Annotated in this window: 22 protein-coding genes; 1 reads left to right on the top strand and 21 read right to left on the bottom strand. The window is 61.4% G+C overall.

Translation table 11 applies throughout. The features are described from left to right. Positions 1-3: 3 nt before the first annotated feature. From C447_RS09890 to C447_RS09795, 21 genes are all read right to left on the bottom strand, one after another. On the bottom strand, positions 4-4956 hold the full coding sequence (locus C447_RS09890; RefSeq protein WP_007693418.1) for a phage tail tape measure protein: 4953 nt from the start codon (positions 4954-4956) through the stop codon (positions 4-6). Between the two features lie 230 nt (positions 4957-5186). After that, positions 5187-5765, bottom strand: coding sequence for a hypothetical protein (locus tag C447_RS09885; protein WP_007693416.1), 579 nt, complete (start codon positions 5763-5765; stop codon positions 5187-5189). Continuing rightward, entirely contained in the window at positions 5762-6331 is a 570-nt protein-coding gene (locus C447_RS09880; RefSeq protein ID WP_007693414.1) for a hypothetical protein, read from the bottom strand. Before C447_RS09880 ends, C447_RS09885 begins: the two co-directional genes overlap by 4 nt. A gap of 85 nt (positions 6332-6416) precedes the next feature. Then, positions 6417-6902, bottom strand: a complete 486-nt coding sequence (locus C447_RS09875; RefSeq protein ID WP_007693412.1) for a hypothetical protein — start codon at positions 6900-6902, stop codon at positions 6417-6419. Further along, on the bottom strand, positions 6899-7267 hold the full coding sequence (locus C447_RS09870; RefSeq protein WP_007693411.1) for an HK97 gp10 family phage protein: 369 nt from the start codon (positions 7265-7267) through the stop codon (positions 6899-6901). The genes C447_RS09875 and C447_RS09870 overlap by 4 nt, the downstream gene beginning before the upstream one ends. Positions 7268-7269: 2 nt before the next feature. After that, positions 7270-7707: a dickkopf-related protein gene (locus C447_RS09865; RefSeq protein WP_007693409.1), complete on the bottom strand. Its 438-nt coding sequence runs from the start codon at positions 7705-7707 to the stop codon at positions 7270-7272. A 3-nt stretch (positions 7708-7710) separates the two neighbouring features. Continuing rightward, positions 7711-8079 carry a hypothetical protein gene (locus C447_RS09860; protein ID WP_007693407.1) on the bottom strand — a complete coding sequence of 123 codons (369 nt, stop codon included), beginning with the start codon at positions 8077-8079 and terminating at the stop codon, positions 7711-7713. Between the two features lie 7 nt (positions 8080-8086). Continuing rightward, positions 8087-8251 (bottom strand): hypothetical protein, encoded by a 165-nt coding sequence (locus tag C447_RS17940; protein ID WP_153300666.1) that lies wholly within the window; start codon positions 8249-8251, stop codon positions 8087-8089. Beyond that, positions 8251-8868 carry a hypothetical protein gene (locus C447_RS09855; RefSeq protein WP_007693405.1) on the bottom strand — a complete coding sequence of 206 codons (618 nt, stop codon included), beginning with the start codon at positions 8866-8868 and terminating at the stop codon, positions 8251-8253. The genes C447_RS17940 and C447_RS09855 overlap by 1 nt, the downstream gene beginning before the upstream one ends. Then, a complete protein-coding gene (locus C447_RS09850; protein WP_007693403.1) occupies positions 8865-9245 on the bottom strand; it encodes a hypothetical protein in 381 nt (126 codons plus the stop codon). Before C447_RS09850 ends, C447_RS09855 begins: the two co-directional genes overlap by 4 nt. Positions 9246-9256: 11 nt before the next feature. After that, positions 9257-10360: a phage major capsid family protein gene (locus tag C447_RS09845; RefSeq protein WP_007693394.1), complete on the bottom strand. Its 1104-nt coding sequence runs from the start codon at positions 10358-10360 to the stop codon at positions 9257-9259. After that, positions 10360-11772 carry an XkdF-like putative serine protease domain-containing protein gene (locus C447_RS09840; protein ID WP_007693392.1) on the bottom strand — a complete coding sequence of 471 codons (1413 nt, stop codon included), beginning with the start codon at positions 11770-11772 and terminating at the stop codon, positions 10360-10362. The genes C447_RS09845 and C447_RS09840 overlap by 1 nt, the downstream gene beginning before the upstream one ends. Positions 11773-11905: 133 nt before the next feature. Further along, a complete protein-coding gene (locus tag C447_RS09835) occupies positions 11906-12337 on the bottom strand; it encodes a hypothetical protein (RefSeq protein WP_007693390.1) in 432 nt (143 codons plus the stop codon). Positions 12338-12412: 75 nt separating this feature from the next. Continuing rightward, positions 12413-13243, bottom strand: coding sequence for a phage head morphogenesis protein (locus C447_RS09830; RefSeq protein ID WP_007693388.1), 831 nt, complete (start codon positions 13241-13243; stop codon positions 12413-12415). Continuing rightward, positions 13243-14823, bottom strand: a complete 1581-nt coding sequence (locus C447_RS09825; RefSeq protein WP_007693386.1) for a phage portal protein — start codon at positions 14821-14823, stop codon at positions 13243-13245. The genes C447_RS09830 and C447_RS09825 overlap by 1 nt, the downstream gene beginning before the upstream one ends. Positions 14824-14924: 101 nt before the next feature. Continuing rightward, the gene (locus tag C447_RS09820; RefSeq protein WP_007693383.1) at positions 14925-16292 is read right to left on the bottom strand and encodes a hypothetical protein; all 1368 of its coding nucleotides are present in this window, start codon (positions 16290-16292) and stop codon (positions 14925-14927) included. After that, entirely contained in the window at positions 16285-16806 is a 522-nt protein-coding gene (locus tag C447_RS09815; RefSeq protein ID WP_007693381.1) for a helix-turn-helix domain-containing protein, read from the bottom strand. The genes C447_RS09820 and C447_RS09815 overlap by 8 nt, the downstream gene beginning before the upstream one ends. A 185-nt stretch (positions 16807-16991) precedes the next feature. After that, entirely contained in the window at positions 16992-17174 is a 183-nt protein-coding gene (locus C447_RS09810; protein ID WP_007693380.1) for a hypothetical protein, read from the bottom strand. An 11-nt stretch (positions 17175-17185) separates the two neighbouring features. Beyond that, positions 17186-17494: a hypothetical protein gene (locus C447_RS09805; RefSeq protein WP_007693378.1), complete on the bottom strand. Its 309-nt coding sequence runs from the start codon at positions 17492-17494 to the stop codon at positions 17186-17188. Position 17495: 1 nt separating this feature from the next. Further along, on the bottom strand, positions 17496-17816 hold the full coding sequence (locus C447_RS09800) for a hypothetical protein (protein WP_007693376.1): 321 nt from the start codon (positions 17814-17816) through the stop codon (positions 17496-17498). Between the two features lie 43 nt (positions 17817-17859). Next, a complete protein-coding gene (locus C447_RS09795; protein ID WP_007693374.1) occupies positions 17860-18618 on the bottom strand; it encodes a hypothetical protein in 759 nt (252 codons plus the stop codon). A 183-nt stretch (positions 18619-18801) separates the two neighbouring features. Here C447_RS09795 and C447_RS17655 point away from each other — a divergent pair, with 183 nt between their 5' ends. After that, entirely contained in the window at positions 18802-20364 is a 1563-nt protein-coding gene (locus C447_RS17655; RefSeq protein WP_152416142.1) for a hypothetical protein, read from the top strand. Positions 20365-20548: the final 184 nt, after the last annotated feature.

The following is a 20548-nucleotide window of genomic DNA, read 5'->3' as shown; positions in this document are numbered from 1 at the left end:
GACTTAGAACAGCGAAACGTCGTCGGTGCTGTCCGTATTCGCGTTGTTCAGACTCTCCGACTTCTCGGACTCTTTCTCGTCGACGACGTCGACCGCCTCGCCACGCATGAACTTCCGCGTCTCCTCGGCGTCGAGTTTGAGGATCGTCTTCTCCTGGTGGTAGTGAACCTCTTTCTTCGAGTTTCTACTACCGCCGGAGTACGGCTGGCTGGTCTTCGCCGGGACGACGTCCTCACCCTTGTGGGCGTAGATGAGGCCGTCGGAGAGCACTGTCCCACTGGACGCCATCTTCGCGACGGCGGTGTCCTCGTACCAAACACCCTTCTTGCCGCGGGCGTTCTCGCCGTAGTTCCGCGCTCGCTTGACGTACGAGGCCCACGAACGCTTGCCCTTGACCTGGTTCTTGTAGACGTCTCGCATCTGCTTCGCGAGCGGCTTCGGGATGCCGGCGAGGCGGCCCTTCCGCACTGTTTTGTAGCGCTCGCCAGCCCATTCGGCTCGCTTCCGGACGTTACTGCCACCACCACCGCCCGAGGCCGCAGCGGCGGCCTTCTTCGCCTGCTTCGCGGTGTCCTTCGCTGCTCGGGCTGCCTGCTTTCGAAGCCTTCCGAGGCGATCGGCCACCTGATCCGCAGCGGAGACGAACGGGCTCACGAACTGCTTTGCCCAGGAGCCCTTCGACTCGGCGACCAGATCCGAGAGCATATCGGGGATGATCGAGCCCCCGACCACCATGTGATGCAAGTCGGAGAACAGCCCCGAGACGCGGTCTTTTGCCTGCCCGAAGGGCTTCACGAACGATCCGACCCAGGACTTCGCTCGCGAGGACGTCGCCGACGCCATCGCCTTGATGTTGTTCAGCGTCTCGCGATTGAGCTTGTCCGTACGCTTTTTCGCGTTCGTCTGCAACCAGGCGAACTGGTCGAACGCACGTCCCATCTCGCGGCCCGCCGGACCAGCCATGTCCATCTTGTCCATGACGCCGACCACATCGCTCGCCATATCTGGCACGATCGAGTTCCCGACAACGTCGTTGTAGAGCGATTTGAACTTCTCTTTCGCCCCATCGAGAGCGCCGCCGATCTTCGACTTGAGCTTGCTTTTCAGGTTCCTCGGCGAGACAGCGCTCAGGATGTCCGATACGGTCTGCTTGATCGTGTTGACAGCATCCGTTTTGAACTTGTCAAATCGTAGCCAGACGGATTTCAGCGCCGAGTTGACCTTCTGGAGCAGCGACCAGCTCTGGATCGCCGTGACGACCTCGCCGAGCAGGTTCGAAACGGTGTTGAAGGCGTCCGTTTTGAATTTATCAAACCGTTGCCAGGCCGACGAGAGCAGCGCGTCGACCGGTGCGAACAGGTTGAAGTTCCGGATGAACGAGGCGATCTCCCCGAACATCTCGGGGATGAGTGAATTCCCGATGAGGCCCTGGTAGAGGCCCTCTGCGGCGGCCATCACTGCATCGAACAGGAACTCCGCTGCCCCCTTCAGGTCAGACCACGCTTGGGTTCGGAGGTAGGAGACGATCGCCCCCATGAAGTCCTTGATGACCCCTCCGATCCCTTTTCCGACGTTGAACAGAGCCTCGGCAGCGACCTTCGCGGCACCGAACAGGAATTCGGCAGCCCCTTTCAGGTCTGACCATGCCTGATTTCGGAGGTAACTGAAAATCGCCCCCATACCGGTCCGTATCGCTTGTCCGATCCCTTTTCCGAGAGCGAACAGTCCCTTCGCGGCCGTGACTGCTGCGCCGAACAGGAATTCGGCAGCTCCCTTGAGATCGGACCATGCCTGATTTCGGAGGTAGGAGACGATCGCGCCGATCCCCTGCCTGACGATCCTCCCGATCCCCTTTCCGACGTTGAACAGACCGACCAGAACGGCCCTAATCCCGCGGCCGATCGCCTTGAACGCGTTTTTGACGTCCGTCGTAGCCTGCGTTCGGAGGTACGTCGAGATCGCGGCGATGGCCTGCGAGACGACACGGCGGCCGGCCTGCTGGAGCGCCGAGAGCGCGTTCGCTCCCTGCGTGACGAGGAACGAGAGCGCACCTCTCAGGATCGAGACGCCCTGATTCCGAAGCCACGCTCCGACGCCCGAGAGCGCCGAGGCGGCTTTGCCTTGTAGACCGCCACCGCCACCACCGCCGGAACCGCCACCACTGCCGAGGTCGAAGGCGTTGACGGCTTGGTTTGCGAGGAATCCGAGCGCTTGCTTACCTTTCTGGAGACCTGTCGTTCTGAGCCAGGTCCATGCCGCACCGATCGCCCCGGATACTTTCGGGACGATCTTGTTTTTCGCGAACGTGAACGCGTTGATGGCCTGATTTCCGAGGAAAATCAGCGCTTGTTTGCCCTTCTGTAGTCCTTTAGTCCGAAGCCACTGCCATCCGGCCCCGATCGCCTTCGAAACCTTCGGAACTATCTTCTTCTTCGCAAACGAGAACGCCGCTATCGTCTGATTTCCGAGGAATATGAGGGCTTGCTTGCCCTTCTGGAGGCCTGTCGTTCGTAGCCACGTCCATGCCGCACCGAGCGCCTTCGAGACCTTCGGGACGATCTTGTTTTTCGCGAACGTGAAGGCGGCTATCGCCTGGTTTCCGAGGAACGTGAGTGCCTGACGGCCGAGCTGGACGCCCGACGTACGGAGCCAAGTCCACGCGGCGGTGAGCGCTGTCTGTACCTTCGGGAGGATGTTCTCTTTCGCGAAGGTGAACGCCGCAATAGCCTGGCGGCCTAGGAACGCGAGGGCTTGCTTTGCGAGCGAAACCCCTGACGTTTTGACCCAGTTCCAAGCGAAGCGGATCGCTCGCTGAACGACGGGAAGCAAGTTCTGCTTTCCAAACTTGAAGGCCGCTACCGCACCCCTCGCCAGCAGCGAGAGGGCTTGCTTCGCGAGCTGAACGCCTGGTCCTTTCACCCAGTTCCAGGCAAAGCGCAGCGCCGACTGAACGGCCGGGAGGATATGCTGTTTCCCGAAGTTGAACGCCGCGACGGCCGCGGTGGCGAGGAAAGATAGTGCCTGCTTCGCCAGCGAGACGCCCGGCCCCTTCACCCAGTTCCAGGCCATCCGCAGACCGGCCATCGCCGCCTGTTTCAAGCGGGGCCAGATCGCGTTCCAGATGTTCAGTGCGGCCGTTTTGAACTCCTGAAACGCCCCTCGCATCTGGACGAAGTCGCCCTGAAGAGCCGACGAAACGGCCGCCATCGCCTGAATCAGCATCTCCGAGAGGTTCGTCGAAAGGAGCCGGACGATCGAGAGGATCGTCGACCCGTGTGTATTCCAAAAAGAGGCCACCGACGCGATCGCGCGACGAGCCATCGCCCCGAATCGGAGGATGATCGGGACGAGCCTCCCGCCGATATTCTCGATAAGAGTCGACGCGACGGACTGGACGCGCGAGCCCTGGCCGTCCCACGCCGCTGCGATCTGTGAGAGTATCGGGAGGATAGTGGCCTTCAGCTGCGTCCAGATCGTGAGAAACTGACCTCGGAGGATGCCGACGAGCTGCATCGCCATCGTGCGGATCCCTCCGAAGTCGGTCGCGAACGCCGCGCCGAGCGCCGCCACGCCAGCGATAACGATCCCGATCGGAGAGAGGAGCGCTCCGAGGGCGGTTCCGATGAGCGCGAGCGGTGAGAGCAGCGCCGAGGCCGCCCCGGCAAGCGCTCCCATCATCGTGACACCAGTCGTCAGCGGGCCGATGAACACTCCTGCCGCGACCGCCAGCCCGCCGATCGCCGTCGCGACGAGCGCGACCACCGCCGGGATGCCGCCGAGCTTCGAATTCCACTCGCCGAACAGACTGATCGCGTTCGAGATCGGGTCGAGAACCCGCAGCAACACCGGAAGGAGGGCGTCGCCGGTCGTGATCGCGACGTTCTGGAGTTTGTTCTTAAACAGTTGCCACTTCCCGGCAGCCGTCCCGGTCCGGATCGACATCTCGCGGGCGAGCGACGTCCCGTTCTTGAACTGCCCGCTGGCCGTCTTCATCGCTTGGTGAGTTCGGCCGACCTGTTGGCCGAGCGCCGAGAACGCCCGCGTAGGGCGCTTTCCAACTGCTTTGGCGAGCGCGGTGGCGCGGTCGCCACCCTTCGCCATCGCCTTCGAGACGAGATCGAACGCTTTCTGCGGGCTCTGATCGCGAAGTTGGATGAACTCGCTTTTCGTCATCCCCAGCGCCGAGGCGATCTTCCCGACCTTTTTCGGATCGAGGAGTGCCTCGGCAGCCTGTTTGAGTCCTGAGGCCGCGAGCTGGGCGCTCGGGGACACCTCATTCATCGAGGCCGACAATCCGAGGACCGACTGTTTCGAGAGCCCCAGGCGCTTCGAGAGCGTGATCCCCGCGCGGTTTGCGGTGTCTGTGATCTCGCCTGCGTCCGTCTTCATCGAGTCCGCGAGCGAGTTGGTCGCGTTGCCGAGCTTGCCGATCTGGCCCATCGGCAATCCGATCGCGCCAGCGATCTTCGCAAATCGAGTCCCGGCCTCGCCAGCCGCGAGATCGGTCGCCGAGGAGATCTGGCCGACCGTCTCGACGAATTTCGTGATGTTCTTTGCGCCCTTGACACCGAACTTCCCAGCCTGCTCGCCCAGCGTGGCGAGCTCTTGCTGGGAGATCGGGATCTCCTCGGCAAGCGACTGGAAATTCCCCTTCAGCTTCTCGGCGATACCCTTGCTGGTGACCTTCTCGACGTCGGCCATCGACGACTCGAAGCTCGTCGCCGCCTGGATGGACTTCGCGAGACCACCCGCCGCGAGTGCCGATGCACCGGCCGCCAAACCTCCGACGGCTTGCTTCGCTCGGTCGGCACCGCCGGCAGAATTACCCGCCGCGTCGCCCATCGATTCGGTCGCGTCGGCGACGTCCTTGCTCGCCCGCTCGGCCTTGTCGGCCTCGCGAACGTAGTCACTCGCGTCGAGTTTGAGAGATGACTCTAAGTTGTCGAATAATGCCATTTGGTGTGTATCGAATGGGGTTCTCGCAGCGGGCTGCGAGCCGGGAGTAAGAGCTACTCAGTTCTCGTCCGGCATCTCCTCTTCTTGGCGTTCCTGGCGTTCTTCTTGCCAGGCGCTCCAGAAGATCCGGTCCTGTTCAGGGAGCTTCCCGAACTCCGTTGGGCCCGAGACGCCTGCCTTCTCGTAAAGATCCCCGCGGGCCTGGCCGATGTCGGACTGTGCGTACGTGACTACGCGTTTGGGTCGATGCCGAGGGCGAGGTCCTGGAGAACGCTGATCGCATCGCCGAGCCCCATCCGTGTCGCCCAGAACTCGGCCTCACTGGGTGACTGGTCGACGCCGTCGGCGTGCTCCTCGGCACACCACTCGGCGAGCGTCCCCCAGATGTAGTCGGTCATCTCGTTGACCGACTGACCTTCGCTCTCCTCGACCTCCTCGATCGGCGCGAACAGTTCACGACTGGCGAGCCCGTTCGGCTTCCCGAACCGTAGGCGTGCCTCGCGAGCGTCCTCTTCGCCGGGTGCGTGATACTCGACGTCGAGATGGGTGCTCCCGATGCGGCGGTCGACCGACATGGTGTAGCCCGCTGTCTCGTCAACCTCGGCGGTGTCGGCGTCGACGGTTTCGAGTTCGCCGCCGTCCGTGGCCGCGGTTTCGGGTGCGTTGTCACGCGGCGGGTCGCGTCCCTCGAGGTCTTTTCGCGTCTCGTCGAGCGCTCCGATCGTCGCCACCTCGTCCGCGACCTGCTGATCGAGCTGGTCCTGGAGTTCGTTCGCGACGCCAGGGTTCTTCACACCAGCGTCGCTCATGTGCCAGTACCTCCGTCAGTGCCGTTGATCGCATCATACCCTGGGTAGTTGACGTAAAAGTCGCCCTCTACCCACCCAGTCATCGACACCGAGTAGGGGGATTCGGAGGGATCGAACTCCGGCGCGACGAGCTTCACATCGCTAAAGCGATTTAGGATCTCCGAGTCCGCCACGATGTCGGCGTTCTCGTAGTCGGGCTCACCGCTCCAGTACGCCCATTCGAGGTGGCGATCCTCGCCAAACCCGATCCACTTCTCCGTGCCCGAGGTGATCATCTTGCCGTCCGAGTCGACCATCCCGAGTGCTTCGAGTCCGGAGAGGTCTTTCGCGATCGCCATCGAGAATTCGAGGTCCATCGTCCCCGAGACGTCGTAGCGCCGGGTCTGGTACTCGTCTCCCGGCGTGAAATCTGTATCCTCGTTGTCAATCGTGGTGGTGAGATCGTCCTTCATCGTGAGCCCGACTACCGTCCGATCGTAGGCGCTCTCGGTTTCGTTCCACTCCGCGAGGATGATTGATACTTTCTTCGCCGTCGCTTCGATCTTGCTGGTTACGTCGATTGCCATTGGATGTCTCTCGTTGTCGTTGTGTCGCGCCGCAAATCGCTGGCCGCTGGTTAGTCGTCAGTCGGTACTGTCGTCGACGGGGCCGTTAGCCCCAGTTGCGATGTGTTTGACCGTACGTGATAGCGAGTTCCTCCCTGTTGATCTCATCAACCGGCTGGAGTTCGGTATCGCCGCCCGTCACGGTGGGCGCATACCAGCCCTCCCGATACCGAGTGAGGCAGGCCGCGATCTCCGCGCGGACCTCGTCGCCCCACTGGCCGGGAAGGTGTTCGCTCACGCCGTAGCGGAGCGAGAGCACCACCTGCCCGGAGTGTGTGCGCTGGGTCTCCGAGTTCGCACGAGTGACATTCGGCGTCCAGACCTCCACGGTGAGCACGATGTCCGGCGCGTCACCGTCCGCATCACGCGCTCTCTGGAGGTATCGCGGTGGTCGAATGGCATCCGCGCCGTCCTCCACCGAGTCGATCCACTCGAGGCGCTCCGTCAGCGGCCGGTGGTCGCGGAGCCAGCCGAGCATCGCCGGTCGGAGGTCGGCGACGCCGCCCGCCGCGCGGTCTGATGTAGAGGTCATGATGCTCGTTTAACGGCCTCTTGGAGCGCGTCGTTTACGATCCGCTCGATCTGCTGTTCGTTCTCGCGGATCGCCGGGCGGAGGTAGGGGTACAGCCGCTCCTGGTTGGCTCCGTACGGGACGTTCGTACCCATCGACACCTTGACGGCGTACTTTCCGACCTCTTCGACCTGCGATTCCAGACTCGCTCGCAAGCGGCCGGTGTCGACGTGGACCAGCCGCACCGCGGTCGCGATGACTCGCAGACCGATCTCCTCACACGCCGATTTGAGCGAGGTGCCGACCTCATCCTGGAGGTCGTTCAGGCGCTTCGCCGCATCCTTCATGTTGCGGTTGTGCTTCCATTTGAACTCGGTCTTGACCATCGTTAGTTCTGCTCCAGTTCGATAGCCGTCCGACCGACTCGCGCTCGACGACCGTACTCGGGGTCGATCCCCGTCGCCTCAAGGTTGGTGAGCGTCGCGCCACCACCCGAATCAGCCATCGGGGTGAGTGTGAGCGCGTCGCCCTCCTGGACGAGCTCGGCGAGCGCCCCGCGACCGCCGATCTTCGGGGCACGCTGAACGCGCTCGCCGCTCCCGGTGCGGATGTAGGCCGTTGTTTCGGGCTCGTACTCCACGGGTTCGTCGTCGAGGACGGTGGTCTCGCCCGATGGCTTGTCGCCGTAGCCGTCGACGCAGATGCCGTTTTCGCAGTGATAGCCTGGTGGACACTCGTCGTCGACCGAGCACGTGATCTCTTGCTCACCGTCGCGCTCGACGGTGAGGTAGTGGGTGGCCGACTGGCGATTCCGATGGCGGGGCACGGGTTACTCTCCGTTCTCGGTGCCGGTGTCGGTCTCCAGATCTTCGACCGCCGCGACCGCCGCGGCGACGGCTTCACTGTCGGGGTGGTCGTAGAGCTCGGCGCGCAGATCGGCCGCGCTCTGATCCTCAGCCACGCCGTCGATCTGACTAGCCATTTCCTGCAATTTGCGGTCGGTCGCGGCTTCGATGGCGGTCTGTGTAAGCGAGCGGTCGGTGCGTTCGGTGTCGGTGCTCTCGACGGCGACGACCCGATCGGGCCACGTCCGTAGCTCGTGGTCGGTCGGGTCGATGGGGTCGCCGTCACCGATGCGTTCGCCGTCGGGTCGGATGCGTGGCGTGTCGCTTCGCCACTCGTAGGTTGTGCCTGTCATGCTGGTGTCACTCGTGGAACTCTGCCGGGTCGAGTTCGCAGCTGATGTCGAGATCGATGGGATCGTCATCGTCCCATCGTGTTTTCTTGACGCTCCCGACATCCGCGCCTGCGTCCTCGAGAGTCTGTACGAGCTCTTCGACCGCCTCGCGATCCGCTTTCGAGAGCCCCATCAGATCACCTGCGCGCCGCCGTAGTACGACGGAGCGCTGTAGCCGCTCACCATCGCCACGCACTCGGCCTTGATGTCCTCCGGCGGGCGGTAGGTGTAGGACTCGCTCGCCGTACGGTCGGACTCCATGCCGTCGGTCTCGATTTGGTCGAGCGCGTTCCGAACGAGTCGGATGATAGCTCGCTTGACCTCAGACGGGACGCCATCGCGACCGTGCGTGTAGGTCACGTCGATCGCGAGGTTGTCGGTCGGCCACTCCGAGATCGGCGCGCTCGGCAGGAGGTAGAGGTACGTCTCGCCGGCGCGGTAGTCCTCGCTGTCGAGTACGAGCCCGCCGACCGTGACCGAGGTCACCGACTGAACAGGCCGATGCGGCATTGGGAGCTCGCGTTCGGCGACGCCGACGGGCCGCGAGAGCGTCGAGGTCCGCGTGGTCGTCGCGAACACTGTGTCCGTCCAATCCTCGACCATGCCAGACGCCGCGTCGAGCGCGCGTTCGAGGGCGTTGTCGTACTGGTCGCTCGACTGGAGCGGGAAGTCGTTCGCGTTGAACGGGAGCTCCTCCTGGACGTCGCTCACTTCGAGGTAGCGCTCGGGATCGCCCCCGGTGGTACTCATTTCTCCGGCGACGCCGAGAGCAGGTCGATCGCGCCATCACGGTCGTCGCCGTCCTCGCGTTCGACGTCGGCCATCGCCACCAGCTGGGCGTCGGTGTAGTCCTCGTCGGTGAGACGTTCGCGGATCTCGGCGACCGTCATCCCAGTTGGGTCGAACGGTGGCTCGACCTCGTCAGGAGCACCATCGTCGACGGTGTTGGCGTCCGTGCCCTCGTCGGCACGCTGGAAGTAGCCCGTCTCGAGGAGCGTCTCGCCGATCTCGTCGGCGTCCTGGTCACTGTCGATCTCTTCGGTGTCGACAGTCTCGCCGGGCGTGGTTCGAACACCGTGGCCGTCGTACGTACTCGGCGAGTCGTTGGGTTTGTGTTGGAGTTTCATATCAGCTCACCTCACATCTCCGCCGGGTCGACCGGCTCTGGTTCCGCGAGCTCTTCGGCGATCGCGACCGCGTTGCCCTGCTCGACCGCGTAGTCGAGGCGGGCGAACACGCCGTACTGTGCGAAGAGATCGTTCTTGACGACCTTCTCCGAGTCCGTCGTCACCTTGACGTTCATATCGCGGTGTGGCGCGTAGATGAGGTTCGACGTGTCGGTGAACATCACGGTGTCCGTCCCGATCGCGTTGGTCGGGACGAGCGGGTAGCCGGTCGGCGTCGGGATCCGGCCCGAAGTGAGCATCTCGTCACCGAGCGACGTGTTCCGGTCTGAAAGCGAACGCCGATAGGCGACGACCTGCTTCGGGTGCGCCATGATCGCTGGCGAGGTCGCGTCGATGAACTTGTCGGGCATCTGGAGCGTGAGGTTGAACATCACGCCCTCGTTGAGCGTGACGGCATCGTTGTAGCCCTTCACGTCCGCGCCGTCGTCCGTCGCGTTGGCTACCCAGCCGTCGACCTGCGAGTAGAACGGGTCGGGCATGGTGCCGCCGCTGCCGTCGGAGACCGTCGCATCCTCGTCGCCCTGGAAGCCCAGCGTCGCAACGTCGAACGCGAACTGGTCGGTGAACATCGAGAGGATGATCTGCGCGGTGTTCTCGTACTCGATCGAGTCCTCGACGACCTCCTGAGAGAGGTCCCAGCCGAAGCCAGCCTTGTAGACGTCGATGTCGACCTTCCCGGTGTTCACTGAGTGGTCGATGACACGCTCGTTCTCGCCAACCGGGCGGAGCAGGTGCTCGCCCACACCGATACGGTCGATCTCGGAGTCGGGCCCGTCGACCGGCTCGACGCGCACCATGTTCAGGATGTTCGAGTTCGCGATGACCTCCTGGTAGAAGCGAGCGAACTGCTGGCGGTTCAGCCGACCACCGTTTTCGAAGTCGCCGGTGGTGATCTGCTTGATGATCTCGCTGTTCTTCTGGCGAACAGCGGCGATCGCCTGTTCCTTGCTGAGTTCCTGGCCGGTGGCCGTCTTGACGACCGGCTGGCCGTCGGGTCGCACGGTCTTCTGGAACCCGATGTTGTCCTGCTGGGGCTGTCGCTGAGTCTGGCTCATTATCCGAAGATCTCCTGTTCGATGTCGAGGATGTCCGCCTTCTCCGAGGTGGTCTCGTTCTCGTTCGTCTCGCCGAGCTGCTGGCTACCGCCGCCACCGCCGCCGCCCTGCTCGACGACCTGCTCGACGCGTTTCGAGACTTCGCCGACCTTCTCGGTCATGTCCTCGATCTGCTCGGCGTTCTTCTCGGGGAGCGACTTGTCGTCGCCACCGTCCCCGCCGCCGTCGCCGTCCCCATCGCCGTCACCGTCGCCGGCTTTGCCGATGGCCTCGAGGACGTCGTCGAGCTTCTGGTTCGTTTCTTCGAGCTGTGCCGCGTTCTGTTCGGGGAGCGACTTGTCGTCGCCCCCAGGGTTGTCGTCGTCTGTCATGTCGATCGTGAGTTCGATGTCCGTCTCGCTGCTGACCCACTCGGCGAAGTCGCTATTGACCTGCTGATTGTTGGGATACTGGTCGTCGTAGAACTCGTCGAGCGCCGCCTCGAGGGCCGTCCGTACGTCGGGATCGAGGTCGTCGCCCTTGTTCCACATCCAGTCTCGCAACGTACCGACGTCGCTCTCGCCCTGAGCCTCGACGAACTCGTCAATGGCCTGCTGGACGAGCTGGCCCTGTTCGTCGGTCAGGTCCTTCGCGAGCTTCTCGAAGGATGGGTCGTCGCCACCGAAGCCGATCATCCGTTTGACTCGGCGGCCGATCGTCGCGTCGTCTGGTGCTGATTTGCTCATGTCGTAGTCCTTGTCGATGCCCTCCAAGTAGTCGTAGAGGTCATTGGCACCGTCCTCCGTCGCGCCGCGCTGCTCCATGAGCGCCAGAAACTCGTCGCGGCCGTCCGTCTGGTCGAGGACGTTCTTCCCGATGGACTTCACGACAGCATGCGAAGCCGACGGCACCGCGCCGATGTCGACGTCGGAGATCTCGCTCACCGAACCGTTGGTGATCTTCGAGATCGGCCAGTAGTCATCCGGCACCGACTCCGGCACCACAACGTCGGGAATCTCCACCTCGTCGGGGAGGTCGTCGACGTCGTCGTACTCTTCGGCGTCGGTGACGTCACCGCCGATCGAGTAGGCCGACAGCACACCCGATTTCACGAGTTCCCAGCGCTCGTCGTCCGTGTAGTGGCGCTGGATCACCCAGTCGTCGGCCTTGAACGCGTGGCCGTCGATATCCTCGTTCTCGTCGAGCACCTCGTTGCGGGTGAGCTCGGCGTGGCCGTCCGGGAACTTCGTGTGCATCACCCCATCATCAGGCGAGGGGTTGAACATCGACCGGACGCCATCGGCGTCGAGGAAATCCAGCTGGCGATCGAGCTCGTTCGTGGTGAGCACGACCCCCGTAGCGGTGCGCTCCTCGTCGTCGGTCGCCTTGATCGCGACCGTCTTCGAGAAGTGTCTCGGTGTGCTGTGGTTCATGGGCTCATGGGAGCAAAACGCCGGGGACAGTGCCTCGCACAGCGGCCCCCGGCGGGCATGTGGTCATCGGGAACGGTTCTACTGGCCGAATGAGTGCGGGCACTCCGCAGATCGAATCAATACTGCCAGAAATTCAGAGAGTTCCAAGAATTTGGATGCCAGTTCCAACCACAAATCCGATAAGCGCTATCAGGAGTCCACCAGCGAGGAATGTGAGTGCAAGGTACCAGAGAGCAATGTCTGGGTCGTTAAGGTCCGCTGCATTCAGCAGCAACCCGATAGTCATCAGCTCAAGAACTGGAGCCACTCCTACACCTAATGCGGCAAGTAATCCGCCAGTCGAGAAGCCCAGCCAGCAAGAGAGGATGAATGTTACTGCGATAATGGGGAGATACACTATCTCGGTTGACTGAGGGAGAGCGACTTCTCCTGCTCTCGCGCTCATTAGAAGAATCACGAAAAAGTGAAACATCAGCAATGAGACGTACAACCCTCCAGCGAAAAGCTCTATGCGAGATAGAAGCCCGCCTGTGCCGACGACGAATTCCTGGATTGTGAACGCCATGATACGGACTGCCACCTCTTACATGGAAAAGTTTCCCACCGATTGCCTATTTTCAAAGAGAATTTAGCCTGAGCATCATGCAGCAATACGGCCGCCCGCCTGGAGCGTCGCCAGCTCCGACTGGTTGAACGCGTCGGTGAAGCATGGAATCGTCGTACACCGACAGTGGATGACGTTCCCCGCGCTCCCGGACGGGTCGCCAGGGTAGCGGAGGTTTTCACCACCGACGATGAACGTCCCGCCAGTGCCGACGACCTGCCCATTTGCGGCCGAGTGTGCGGCGCGTGTCCGGCCGTCGCCGGTCGCCACCCACTCGGTGCCGACAACCGAACTGGCGTCCTGATAGGCCGAGTGCTGGCCGGCGTTGCTCGAGGAGATGGTCGCCGTCCGCGCGGTTCGTTCGGCTTGCCAGTCCTTCAGGTCGTTCTCGAAGACGTCGTCGACCTGCTCGGTGATCTCGTCGATCGTCAGCCCCTCTTTGTGCGCGCCGCGGACGAGGTTCGTCACATCAGAGGTCATCGTCTCCATCACCTGGTCGGTCATCTCCGACGACCAAGTCGAGAACTCATCGAGGACGTTCTGCGGAACCACATCGAACGAGACGTCGATCGGGTAGCGCCGCGCGGCCGCCTGCCGCCCGGCGTGTGCTCCGTTCTCGGTGCCGTTGGTGTAGACGACCTCGATGTCGTTGGTGTACTGGCCGAACACTGAGCGGACCTCGACGTCGAGCGAGCGCATCGTGGTCGGGTCAATGTCGCCGTCCTCGAGAGCGTCGACGAGGTCGCCCTGGATGGGATCGAGCGCGTCGGTGTAGTCGTCGAAGAACCCACGGAGCGCACGCTCGACTTCCGGCGGGAAGCCCGCGGCCTCTTTCGCGAGCGTACGCCGGGTGGGACTGGCGCTCATCAGTCGGCGTTCGCGCCCTGGTTCATGAGGTACTGGCGCTCGAACCTATCCGAGAGCGTTGACTCAGTGTCACCCATGCCCTCGTCGATGCGGTCCTGGATGGCCTGATCGACCGAGCCGCCGGTCCCCATGCCGCCGACTTCGGCGATCATCCACTCACCCATCGGATCCTCAAGCGGGTCGAGGCCAAGCATCTCGCGGCCCTCGTTGACCTTCACGATCTCCTTTGCGTTCTTGAGCTTCGTCGCCGCGATCTCGGCGTCCTGCTGTCGAGTGTCGGCACCGCGGAGCTCGAACTCGATCGTCCAGTCGGGAGCGTCGAGGTAGTCGACGTGGAGTACGCGGTAGAGGCGCTCGGCGAACCGTGACTGCTCAGGGGCGACCTCCTGATTCGCGAACGTCCGGATGGACTCCTTGATGTTCGCCCGATTGGAGTCGCCGAGTCGGTTGATGAGCTGGGGCGGCACGCCGTGGACCTTCGCGATGTCGTGCTCGTTGAACTCGCGGAACTCGGTGAACGCCATGTCCTCGTTCTCGGTGAGGCCGAGCGGCTGGAGTTCGATCTCCGGCTCGCTGCCGTCCTTGTTTTGCAATGGGTTCTCGGCGGCATCGAGGATCTTCTTGGGTTCGAGGATCACCGTTCGGTGGCTCTCGCCTTTCAAACCGTGGATGACCGAGCGAAGTTCGCTCCGAGACTTTTCGGAGAGTTTGCCGTTCTTGACGATCACCGCGAGGTAGGGGATCGCCTTGTGCTCGAAGATGTCGCGGTTGTACTCCTTCGCCGCCTGCTCGGCGACCATCGTCTGCATCTCGGCCACCCACTCAGGGATCCCGTAGTAGAGCGAGAGCGGCGAGGGGTTGACGAAGAACAGGAGTTCGTTCGCGACGTCGTTGGGAACGCTCGACCCCCGGTTGTACGTCTTCCCGGTATCGGCGTCGACGAACGTCGGTCCGTCGCCCCCCTCACTATCAGCATGGCGAGCACCCGCCTCGCCGAAGTAGCGTTTGTTCCGACCGCGGACCTGGACGTACCCCGTCCCGGCGACCGTCTCCTTTCCGTCGTTGGAGGTTGACTTCCGAACCCGAGTTGTGGTTGATGGGACGTGAGCGAGGCCAGTGAGTTCACCGGCTCCGTTAGCGAGGATCTCGATCGAGCCCCAGCCCGGAGAGTGGAAGTCACGCCGCCCCATCGCGAGGACCTCGTCAGGCGTCGCGGCGGCAGTGCCTTCTGGTCCAATCTTCCAGGTCGAATCGCGGCCGTGCCAGAAGTCATCGACGCGCTTTCGCTGGTCACCATCGGGATCAGGGTCGTCAGCGCGGGGGTGCGGGACGATGTTAAAGCCGAACCCGACCTCCCACTTCGCCTTGATCGCGACGGCACGGGCATGGGTGCCGTTGATCTCCGAGAACGCGGCGAGCACGCTGGGGTCGTACGGCGGATCGATACCGCCCCCGATCTGGACGCCGACGTTACGTTCGTCGAGTTGGGTCGACGTCTCGGCCTTTTCGAGCGCGGCGGAGTTCCCGAGCTCGGTCTTGACGACCATGTCGAACTGTGAGCCCGAGTCGCTGCTACTCATCGTCGTCGTCCTCCTGGTCGTCGTTGAGCTCGTCGACAAACTCCTTGCCGCCCTGAATACCGTACTTTTCGCGGCTCTCCTCGTCGTCGTTGTCAGTATCTTTAGGCATAGCTGATTCCTCCATCGTCGTCCTCAGCGGCGTCGGGTTCGTTCCACCCACGCCGGGCGGCGAGTTGGATGTCGTCGAGCTTCGACGCCGCCAGTGCGAGCGAGTCGACACAGTCGTCGTGCCCGTTGTCCGGCGCGTTGTACCGCGTGTAGCTGTTGTTCGTGACCTCTTTTTCCATCCGACGGAGTTCAAGGCGGAGCTGGTCGAGCGCCGACGTGCTTGAGGCCGTGATCTCGCCGGTCTCGATCAGCGTGATCAGGTTCTCGATGAGCTCTTTCTTCGTCTTCGGCGAGAACGACGTCGGCTCCAGCGTGACGCCCTCCATCGCGAGGTCGGGGATGATCTTGTTGTCCCGCGAGGCGTCCGGGACGACGATCCCTGGATAGCTGGCGTGGACGGCCTCGATGTCCGATTGGATGGTGTCCCAGCCCTCGTTCTGGTCGCGAGAGAAGTAGACCACGTAGCCCTCGGCATCGAGAGCGGTGGTCACGCGGTAGTCGCGATGGCGAGCGAAGTCGACGCCAACCGAGAACGGCGGGGTGCAGTCGGCAGCCGGTCGCGAGACCTCACCGATCCCCTCGACGACCTCACCCTTGAGCGGATAGCTCTCTGTGAACAGCCGGTCGCCGAGTTTCTTGAACACCTGGCCGCCGTCGTCCGGAAGCTGCGCCAGATACTCACGCCGGAAGACGTGGTTGGGGACCGTACCGCGCTTGTCCTCGGGGTTCTCGGCGATGAACGGGTTATCGGAGCTCGTGGCGTGCGAGGAGAAGTAGTCCGGGTAGTCGGCGGACTGGCCGTATTCGTAGAAGGTGTTGAACCACGATCGGGGTCGGATAGGCTTCGAGATCGCCATCATCGAGCCCATCGAGTCCATCAGCATCGGGTCGAGGTCGTTGTACCACAGCGAGTCAGGCATGTAGTCGCCCTCGTCGATGACGATGTGGTCGACGCCCGCACCCTGAAGCGTGTCAGGGTAGTCGAACGTTCGGAACTCGTAGAGAACGCCGTTCGTGAGTTTGATTTCGAACGGTTCGGTATTCGAGACGCGCTCGATCCAGCTATCGGGGAGCGCCGATTTGAGGGGCTGGAAGCCGTATTTCTTCGCCTGATTGTACGACGGCCCGACCCACCAGATGACCGTATTCGCCGGATCGTCGGAACCCCACTCGTAGGTCCAGGGGTGACGACCACGCTCCTCGAGGTCGATGACGGCGACGATGTTCTTACCGGCTCGTCGGCCCCACCGGAGAACCCGATGGCGTGCGTCCGATTCGAGTACTTCCTGCTGTTTGTCGTAGATCGAGAAGCGAGGTTTCGGGAGGAGTGGTTCACGGGAGGGGGCCGGTGCGCTACTCATCGTCGTCTTCGTCCTCGTTCTCGAAGGTCACGAACTCAGCCGTCACACCTTCGGTAGCGTCGAAGGAGTGCTCGAGGTCACCGTCGAGGTTGACGTCGTGTTCCTCGGTCTTGGTGTAGTCGTACGAGCGCTCCAGGATGAACTCGGGTTTCTGTTCTTTGACGCGCTCCAGGAGGTCCCCCTCGCCACTACCGCGCGCGCGATTGAACGCCTGAAAAAACTGAAAGTACGGGTCGCCATCTTCGCCACTTTCCTCACCTCGATCGAGCCAGTTTCGAAGGGTGCGATAGGAGATCCCGGCGGCCCGAGCACAGCCCTCGAGTGTGGCCCCTATCCGGGCTCGCTGGATCGCCTGGTCCTTGCGGCTGTCTGTAAACTTCGAGGGGCGACCTTCGCGCGGATGCTGGGTGCATGGTCCGTAGTCGCGGTCGGTCCCCCAGCCTGCGGGGCGCTGGCAGGGCTCACCAGTCGAGGTGTTGGTGCTCCCGCAGATGTCGAAGTCTTCGTCTGTCATGTCGTGGTTCAGTGCCCGCCCCGGAGCGTCGAACCCGGAAGCGTCGGCCTGGCCGAGCGGGCCACGTGGTTAGTCGCGATCGCGGCTGCGGAGTTCGTCCGCACACCGCCAGCAGATCCCGTCGTCGTTGAGATAGGCGACGAGATAGTTTCGATGACAGCGCTCGCAGGTGTCGATCGGTCCGGTCACTCGCGGCGATACTGCACCCGCCGCCCGGCCTCGAAGCCGAATGCGGCAAGGATGATCCCCACGAACGTCAGTGCGGACTCACCGGCGATGTCGCCGCGTGCGACAAGCCAACCGAGGCCGACGAGCACGACGAGCGCGATCACGAGCTGTACGAGTCGGTCGAACTGTTTCTGTTTCATAGTGGGTTAGATCACTGCTGTTGGTTGGCGATCCGTCGGCGCTGGAGGCGCGACGGGAAGACGAGCATGAGGTAGGTCGTCGCGAGCAACGGCAGGAGGCCGAAGCCGAAGATGGCGGTGACGAGCAACAGGCCCGAGTCCTCTGACGGAAGGATAATCGCGAGGCCAGCACCCCCACCGATCACACCGAGAAGCACGAACAGCAACGCGGCTTCGAGGCGGATGAGCGGCGGGGCGAGGAGGCCGGAGACGAGACCGCACAGCACCCACAGCCCACTCGCGACGAGCAAGAGGAACTCCGGCTCGACGGAGAGGGTCACGTTAGCGCCCCCGGTCGCGGTCGTCGGAGTCGGTATCGGTGTTGGGGCCGATGTTGACGTTGACGTACTCGGAGGTGAGACCGGCGAAGAGGTCGAGCCCGAAGTTGACCCCAAGCAGCGCGCCGGAGACGCCGAGCACGATGAAGATGTCCTCGTAGGGGATCCGTGCCCCCTGAGTTTTGAGGTACATCATGTAGAGGAAGATCCCGAAGGCCGCACTCCCGAGGAGAAGGAGGACGACTTTACGGAGTTGCTTGGTCCACGGGACTGTCTCGCGGACGGCCTCGACTGGGTCGGTGTCTGAAGGGTCACTACTCGCCATCCATTGCAGTCCTATCAGGGGTGTGAGTATCATGAAGCATCGATCAATCTCCTGCTGGCGCGGGGAGCGCGCGCCGCTGCTGGCCGTCGACGCGGAGTAAGTCACTCCATGAGTAGGCCGTCGAGAATCGGGCGTCGTCGAGCGCGGTGGCAAGGTTCGAGTCGTCGCTCATCGGGTGCTTCGATTTCAGGAGCAGCGCTCGGAACGCGAGGAGCAGCGGGTCGTGCTCGAAGCGGGTGGCCTCAGCGCGGAGCTTCCGGGCCTTGCCTCGAGCACCGAACTCCTCGGCCTCGTTAGCGCGGCGCTCTCGATCGCGCTGCTTCCGGGTGAGGGTACGTGAGAGGTTCCGGGCAAACTCGGCGACGTGGGGTTTGTCCAGTGGGCGGATCCGAGCCGGACCGATACGGCCACACTGGCACGCTCTCGGTGGGCCTCGGCAGAGCGGTGCTGCACCGTTCTCGGAGTGGGTGGTGCTCTCGATCGGGATGTAGTACCGGACGAGCCCCTTGTCGACCGACGGGCGCGGGGAGTGGGGAATGATGACGTCGTAGTTCGGGAGGAAGCAGGACGAGCAGATCTCGGCGTCCTGCTGGACCTCCTGTTTGAAGAGGGAGCCGTCGCGGATGTCCTGGTCGAACTCGCGTTCGGGTGGGGTGTAGGTGTTCTGGGTGTCGTCGTCGGTGAGTCGTTCGTCGTCGGGCTGGTAGTCCCAGTTCTCGTCGACGAACGTGGTTTCGTGGTCGAACTCTGGTTCCCAACGATACGCGCCGCTCAGTTGTTCGGAGTCTTGTGTTCGGCTCATAGAGAATAGCGAGTGCTGTCGAACGGACATCCCCGACCGACAGCTGGGCGGGAATTACTCGTTAATAAGGCTGGAAGCTACATCAAAGGATAAGGAGCTACCACTGTTCGGGAGGTGGCTCACCTTATAGGATTGCGTAAGGAGGGGCCAAAAGATTATGAATATCTCTCGGTATGTTCTAATATGAAATCCAATGCGGAAAGATTACTCAACGAGGTCCATCCTACGTTGAGCGAGATCTCTGAGCTTAGCGTATGGAAGGATATGGGACGTGAGCATCTCAACGTGTTTTCTTATGTGACTACGAGCGACTTGGAAGAACGAGAACTTGATGCAGGCGATGGTGTGCGAGTGGTAGTCACTCGCTATGAAAGAGATGACCTCTTAGAATACATCCCGGACGAATTAGGGAGGACTACAAAATTGAGGATAGAACCTCCCCATATTGAATCAGGTAGTGACACAATCACTACGGATGTACGTGTTACCAGACGTTCGTCGGAAGAAATGAGTGAATGGGGGTCCAAATTTCCTGCATTGTGCTTTGAGCACTGGCCCAAGGGTCTGAGTGGCAACCAATGGGACTCAGAAAATTTCTCTGAATTGATAAAAGTTCTCTCTGACCAGTATGGTCTTAGACTTGATGTTCATCCGGAAAGGATTGGGAACCAACTAATTGTGATAGAAGACCCCCGAGCGACTGTTTATCTTCAAGAGTCGTCCGAAGATGGGATTATTGAGCAGCTTCATGACGATCCTTCTATCCCTCAGGAAGAACCCCTGCTTGATCTAGCTGATAGTTGGGTAGTGGATCTCCAACAAGTGAAAAAAGAGGATATAGAGATAGTCATTCGGACTGAGGAATACGGCGACCTTCTCTATGAGAGTGTTGTTGACGTCAGTTCTGGGAATGCCATTTCGGATAGTGAAGCTGCAGAATTAGCGAGAGGTCGAAATTTGAATTCGGTTATAGCAGTAGATGATGGAACAGAGACTGTTCGGTATCCGGTTCCCGAATACTCTGCTCCAGGAGGCTCGGAACAGTTCTGCCTTGTAAAGAAGGGGGGCCTCACACTGGACAAAGCATCTGTTCCACTCGTGAGAGGAGTTGGCCTTAACATGAATATAGGAGGGAAGGGTACGGATTCAGAACCTGAAATACCGGTCCCTACAAGAATATTTGAGGAATCTGACCACAAAGTGGGGCCCCCAATTTGGCAAGAAAGAATAACGAATTTTGGACCAACCATTGCCACAAATACGTGGGTTATTGAATCAGATGATGACTATGAAGAGGTAATAGATGAATTATATAGCCGATTCACCTCTACAGTGAAGATTATGGACCCATACCTGCAACCTGACGACCTCTCAAGCTTTGTTGAGCAAGCCAGCCCTGATGCAGAGTTCTGGATCTTAATCGGACATAAACCGAAATATATGGATTCGACTCGAGCCGGCTTTGAAGAGTGTGTATCTAAAGCCAAGGAGAAAGAAATCAGTCTGGCGATAAGATGGGTCCCCGGCAACCACTCAACACCTATCCATGATCGATTTGTTCTGTCGCCAGAAGGTGGATTGTCAGTAGGCACCTCGTTCAACTCACTAGACTCGAACTTGTCTATGATGTACGAACTGAGAGATGAGGATTCTAGAAGTCTTGAAGACAACTTCGACACGTGGTACTCAAACATGGATTTTGCAGAGGAGTATGATGTGGAGACTATAGCAGCTACTAATAACTAGCTCTTCCCAGTATCGAAATCTGGTAGATAAGCGAGAGGTGATGGAGTGCTACTGACTGACGATCTCGTACTTCGGGACAGGCCACCTTGAAACCTGACTAACTAGGTTTGCTTCTCGAAGAACAGATAGAGATTCAAGAACAGTACTTTCAGCATGATGAGTCCGTCTTTGGAGAGTTGCCCGT

Origin of the sequence: Halococcus hamelinensis 100A6, assembly GCF_000336675.1 — an archaeon.
In the GTDB taxonomy this organism is placed as follows: domain Archaea; phylum Halobacteriota; class Halobacteria; order Halobacteriales; family Halococcaceae; genus Halococcus; species Halococcus hamelinensis.
The sequence above is the reverse complement of the archived record's forward strand: the minus strand, read 5'-3'. Positions and strand labels throughout refer to the sequence as shown.

Coding starts and splice junctions, on each gene's coding strand:
- C447_RS09890 (WP_007693418.1), bottom strand. CDS start 4,956: ATGGCATTATTCGACAACTTAGAGTCATCTCTCAAACTCGACGCGAGT.
- C447_RS09885 (WP_007693416.1), bottom strand. CDS start 5,765: ATGAGCGACGCTGGTGTGAAGAACCCTGGCGTCGCGAACGAACTCCAG.
- C447_RS09880 (WP_007693414.1), bottom strand. CDS start 6,331: ATGGCAATCGACGTAACCAGCAAGATCGAAGCGACGGCGAAGAAAGTA.
- C447_RS09875 (WP_007693412.1), bottom strand. CDS start 6,902: ATGACCTCTACATCAGACCGCGCGGCGGGCGGCGTCGCCGACCTCCGA.
- C447_RS09870 (WP_007693411.1), bottom strand. CDS start 7,267: ATGGTCAAGACCGAGTTCAAATGGAAGCACAACCGCAACATGAAGGAT.
- C447_RS09860 (WP_007693407.1), bottom strand. CDS start 8,079: ATGACAGGCACAACCTACGAGTGGCGAAGCGACACGCCACGCATCCGA.
- C447_RS17940 (WP_153300666.1), bottom strand. CDS start 8,251: ATGGGGCTCTCGAAAGCGGATCGCGAGGCGGTCGAAGAGCTCGTACAG.
- C447_RS09855 (WP_007693405.1), bottom strand. CDS start 8,868: ATGAGTACCACCGGGGGCGATCCCGAGCGCTACCTCGAAGTGAGCGAC.
- C447_RS09850 (WP_007693403.1), bottom strand. CDS start 9,245: ATGAAACTCCAACACAAACCCAACGACTCGCCGAGTACGTACGACGGC.
- C447_RS09845 (WP_007693394.1), bottom strand. CDS start 10,360: ATGAGCCAGACTCAGCGACAGCCCCAGCAGGACAACATCGGGTTCCAG.
- C447_RS09840 (WP_007693392.1), bottom strand. CDS start 11,772: ATGAACCACAGCACACCGAGACACTTCTCGAAGACGGTCGCGATCAAG.
- C447_RS09835 (WP_007693390.1), bottom strand. CDS start 12,337: ATGGCGTTCACAATCCAGGAATTCGTCGTCGGCACAGGCGGGCTTCTA.
- C447_RS09830 (WP_007693388.1), bottom strand. CDS start 13,243: ATGAGCGCCAGTCCCACCCGGCGTACGCTCGCGAAAGAGGCCGCGGGC.
- C447_RS09825 (WP_007693386.1), bottom strand. CDS start 14,823: ATGAGTAGCAGCGACTCGGGCTCACAGTTCGACATGGTCGTCAAGACC.
- C447_RS09820 (WP_007693383.1), bottom strand. CDS start 16,292: ATGAGTAGCGCACCGGCCCCCTCCCGTGAACCACTCCTCCCGAAACCT.
- C447_RS09815 (WP_007693381.1), bottom strand. CDS start 16,806: ATGACAGACGAAGACTTCGACATCTGCGGGAGCACCAACACCTCGACT.
- C447_RS09810 (WP_007693380.1), bottom strand. CDS start 17,174: ATGAAACAGAAACAGTTCGACCGACTCGTACAGCTCGTGATCGCGCTC.
- C447_RS09800 (WP_007693376.1), bottom strand. CDS start 17,816: ATGGCGAGTAGTGACCCTTCAGACACCGACCCAGTCGAGGCCGTCCGC.
- C447_RS09795 (WP_007693374.1), bottom strand. CDS start 18,618: ATGAGCCGAACACAAGACTCCGAACAACTGAGCGGCGCGTATCGTTGG.
- C447_RS17655 (WP_152416142.1), top strand. CDS start 18,802: ATGAAATCCAATGCGGAAAGATTACTCAACGAGGTCCATCCTACGTTG.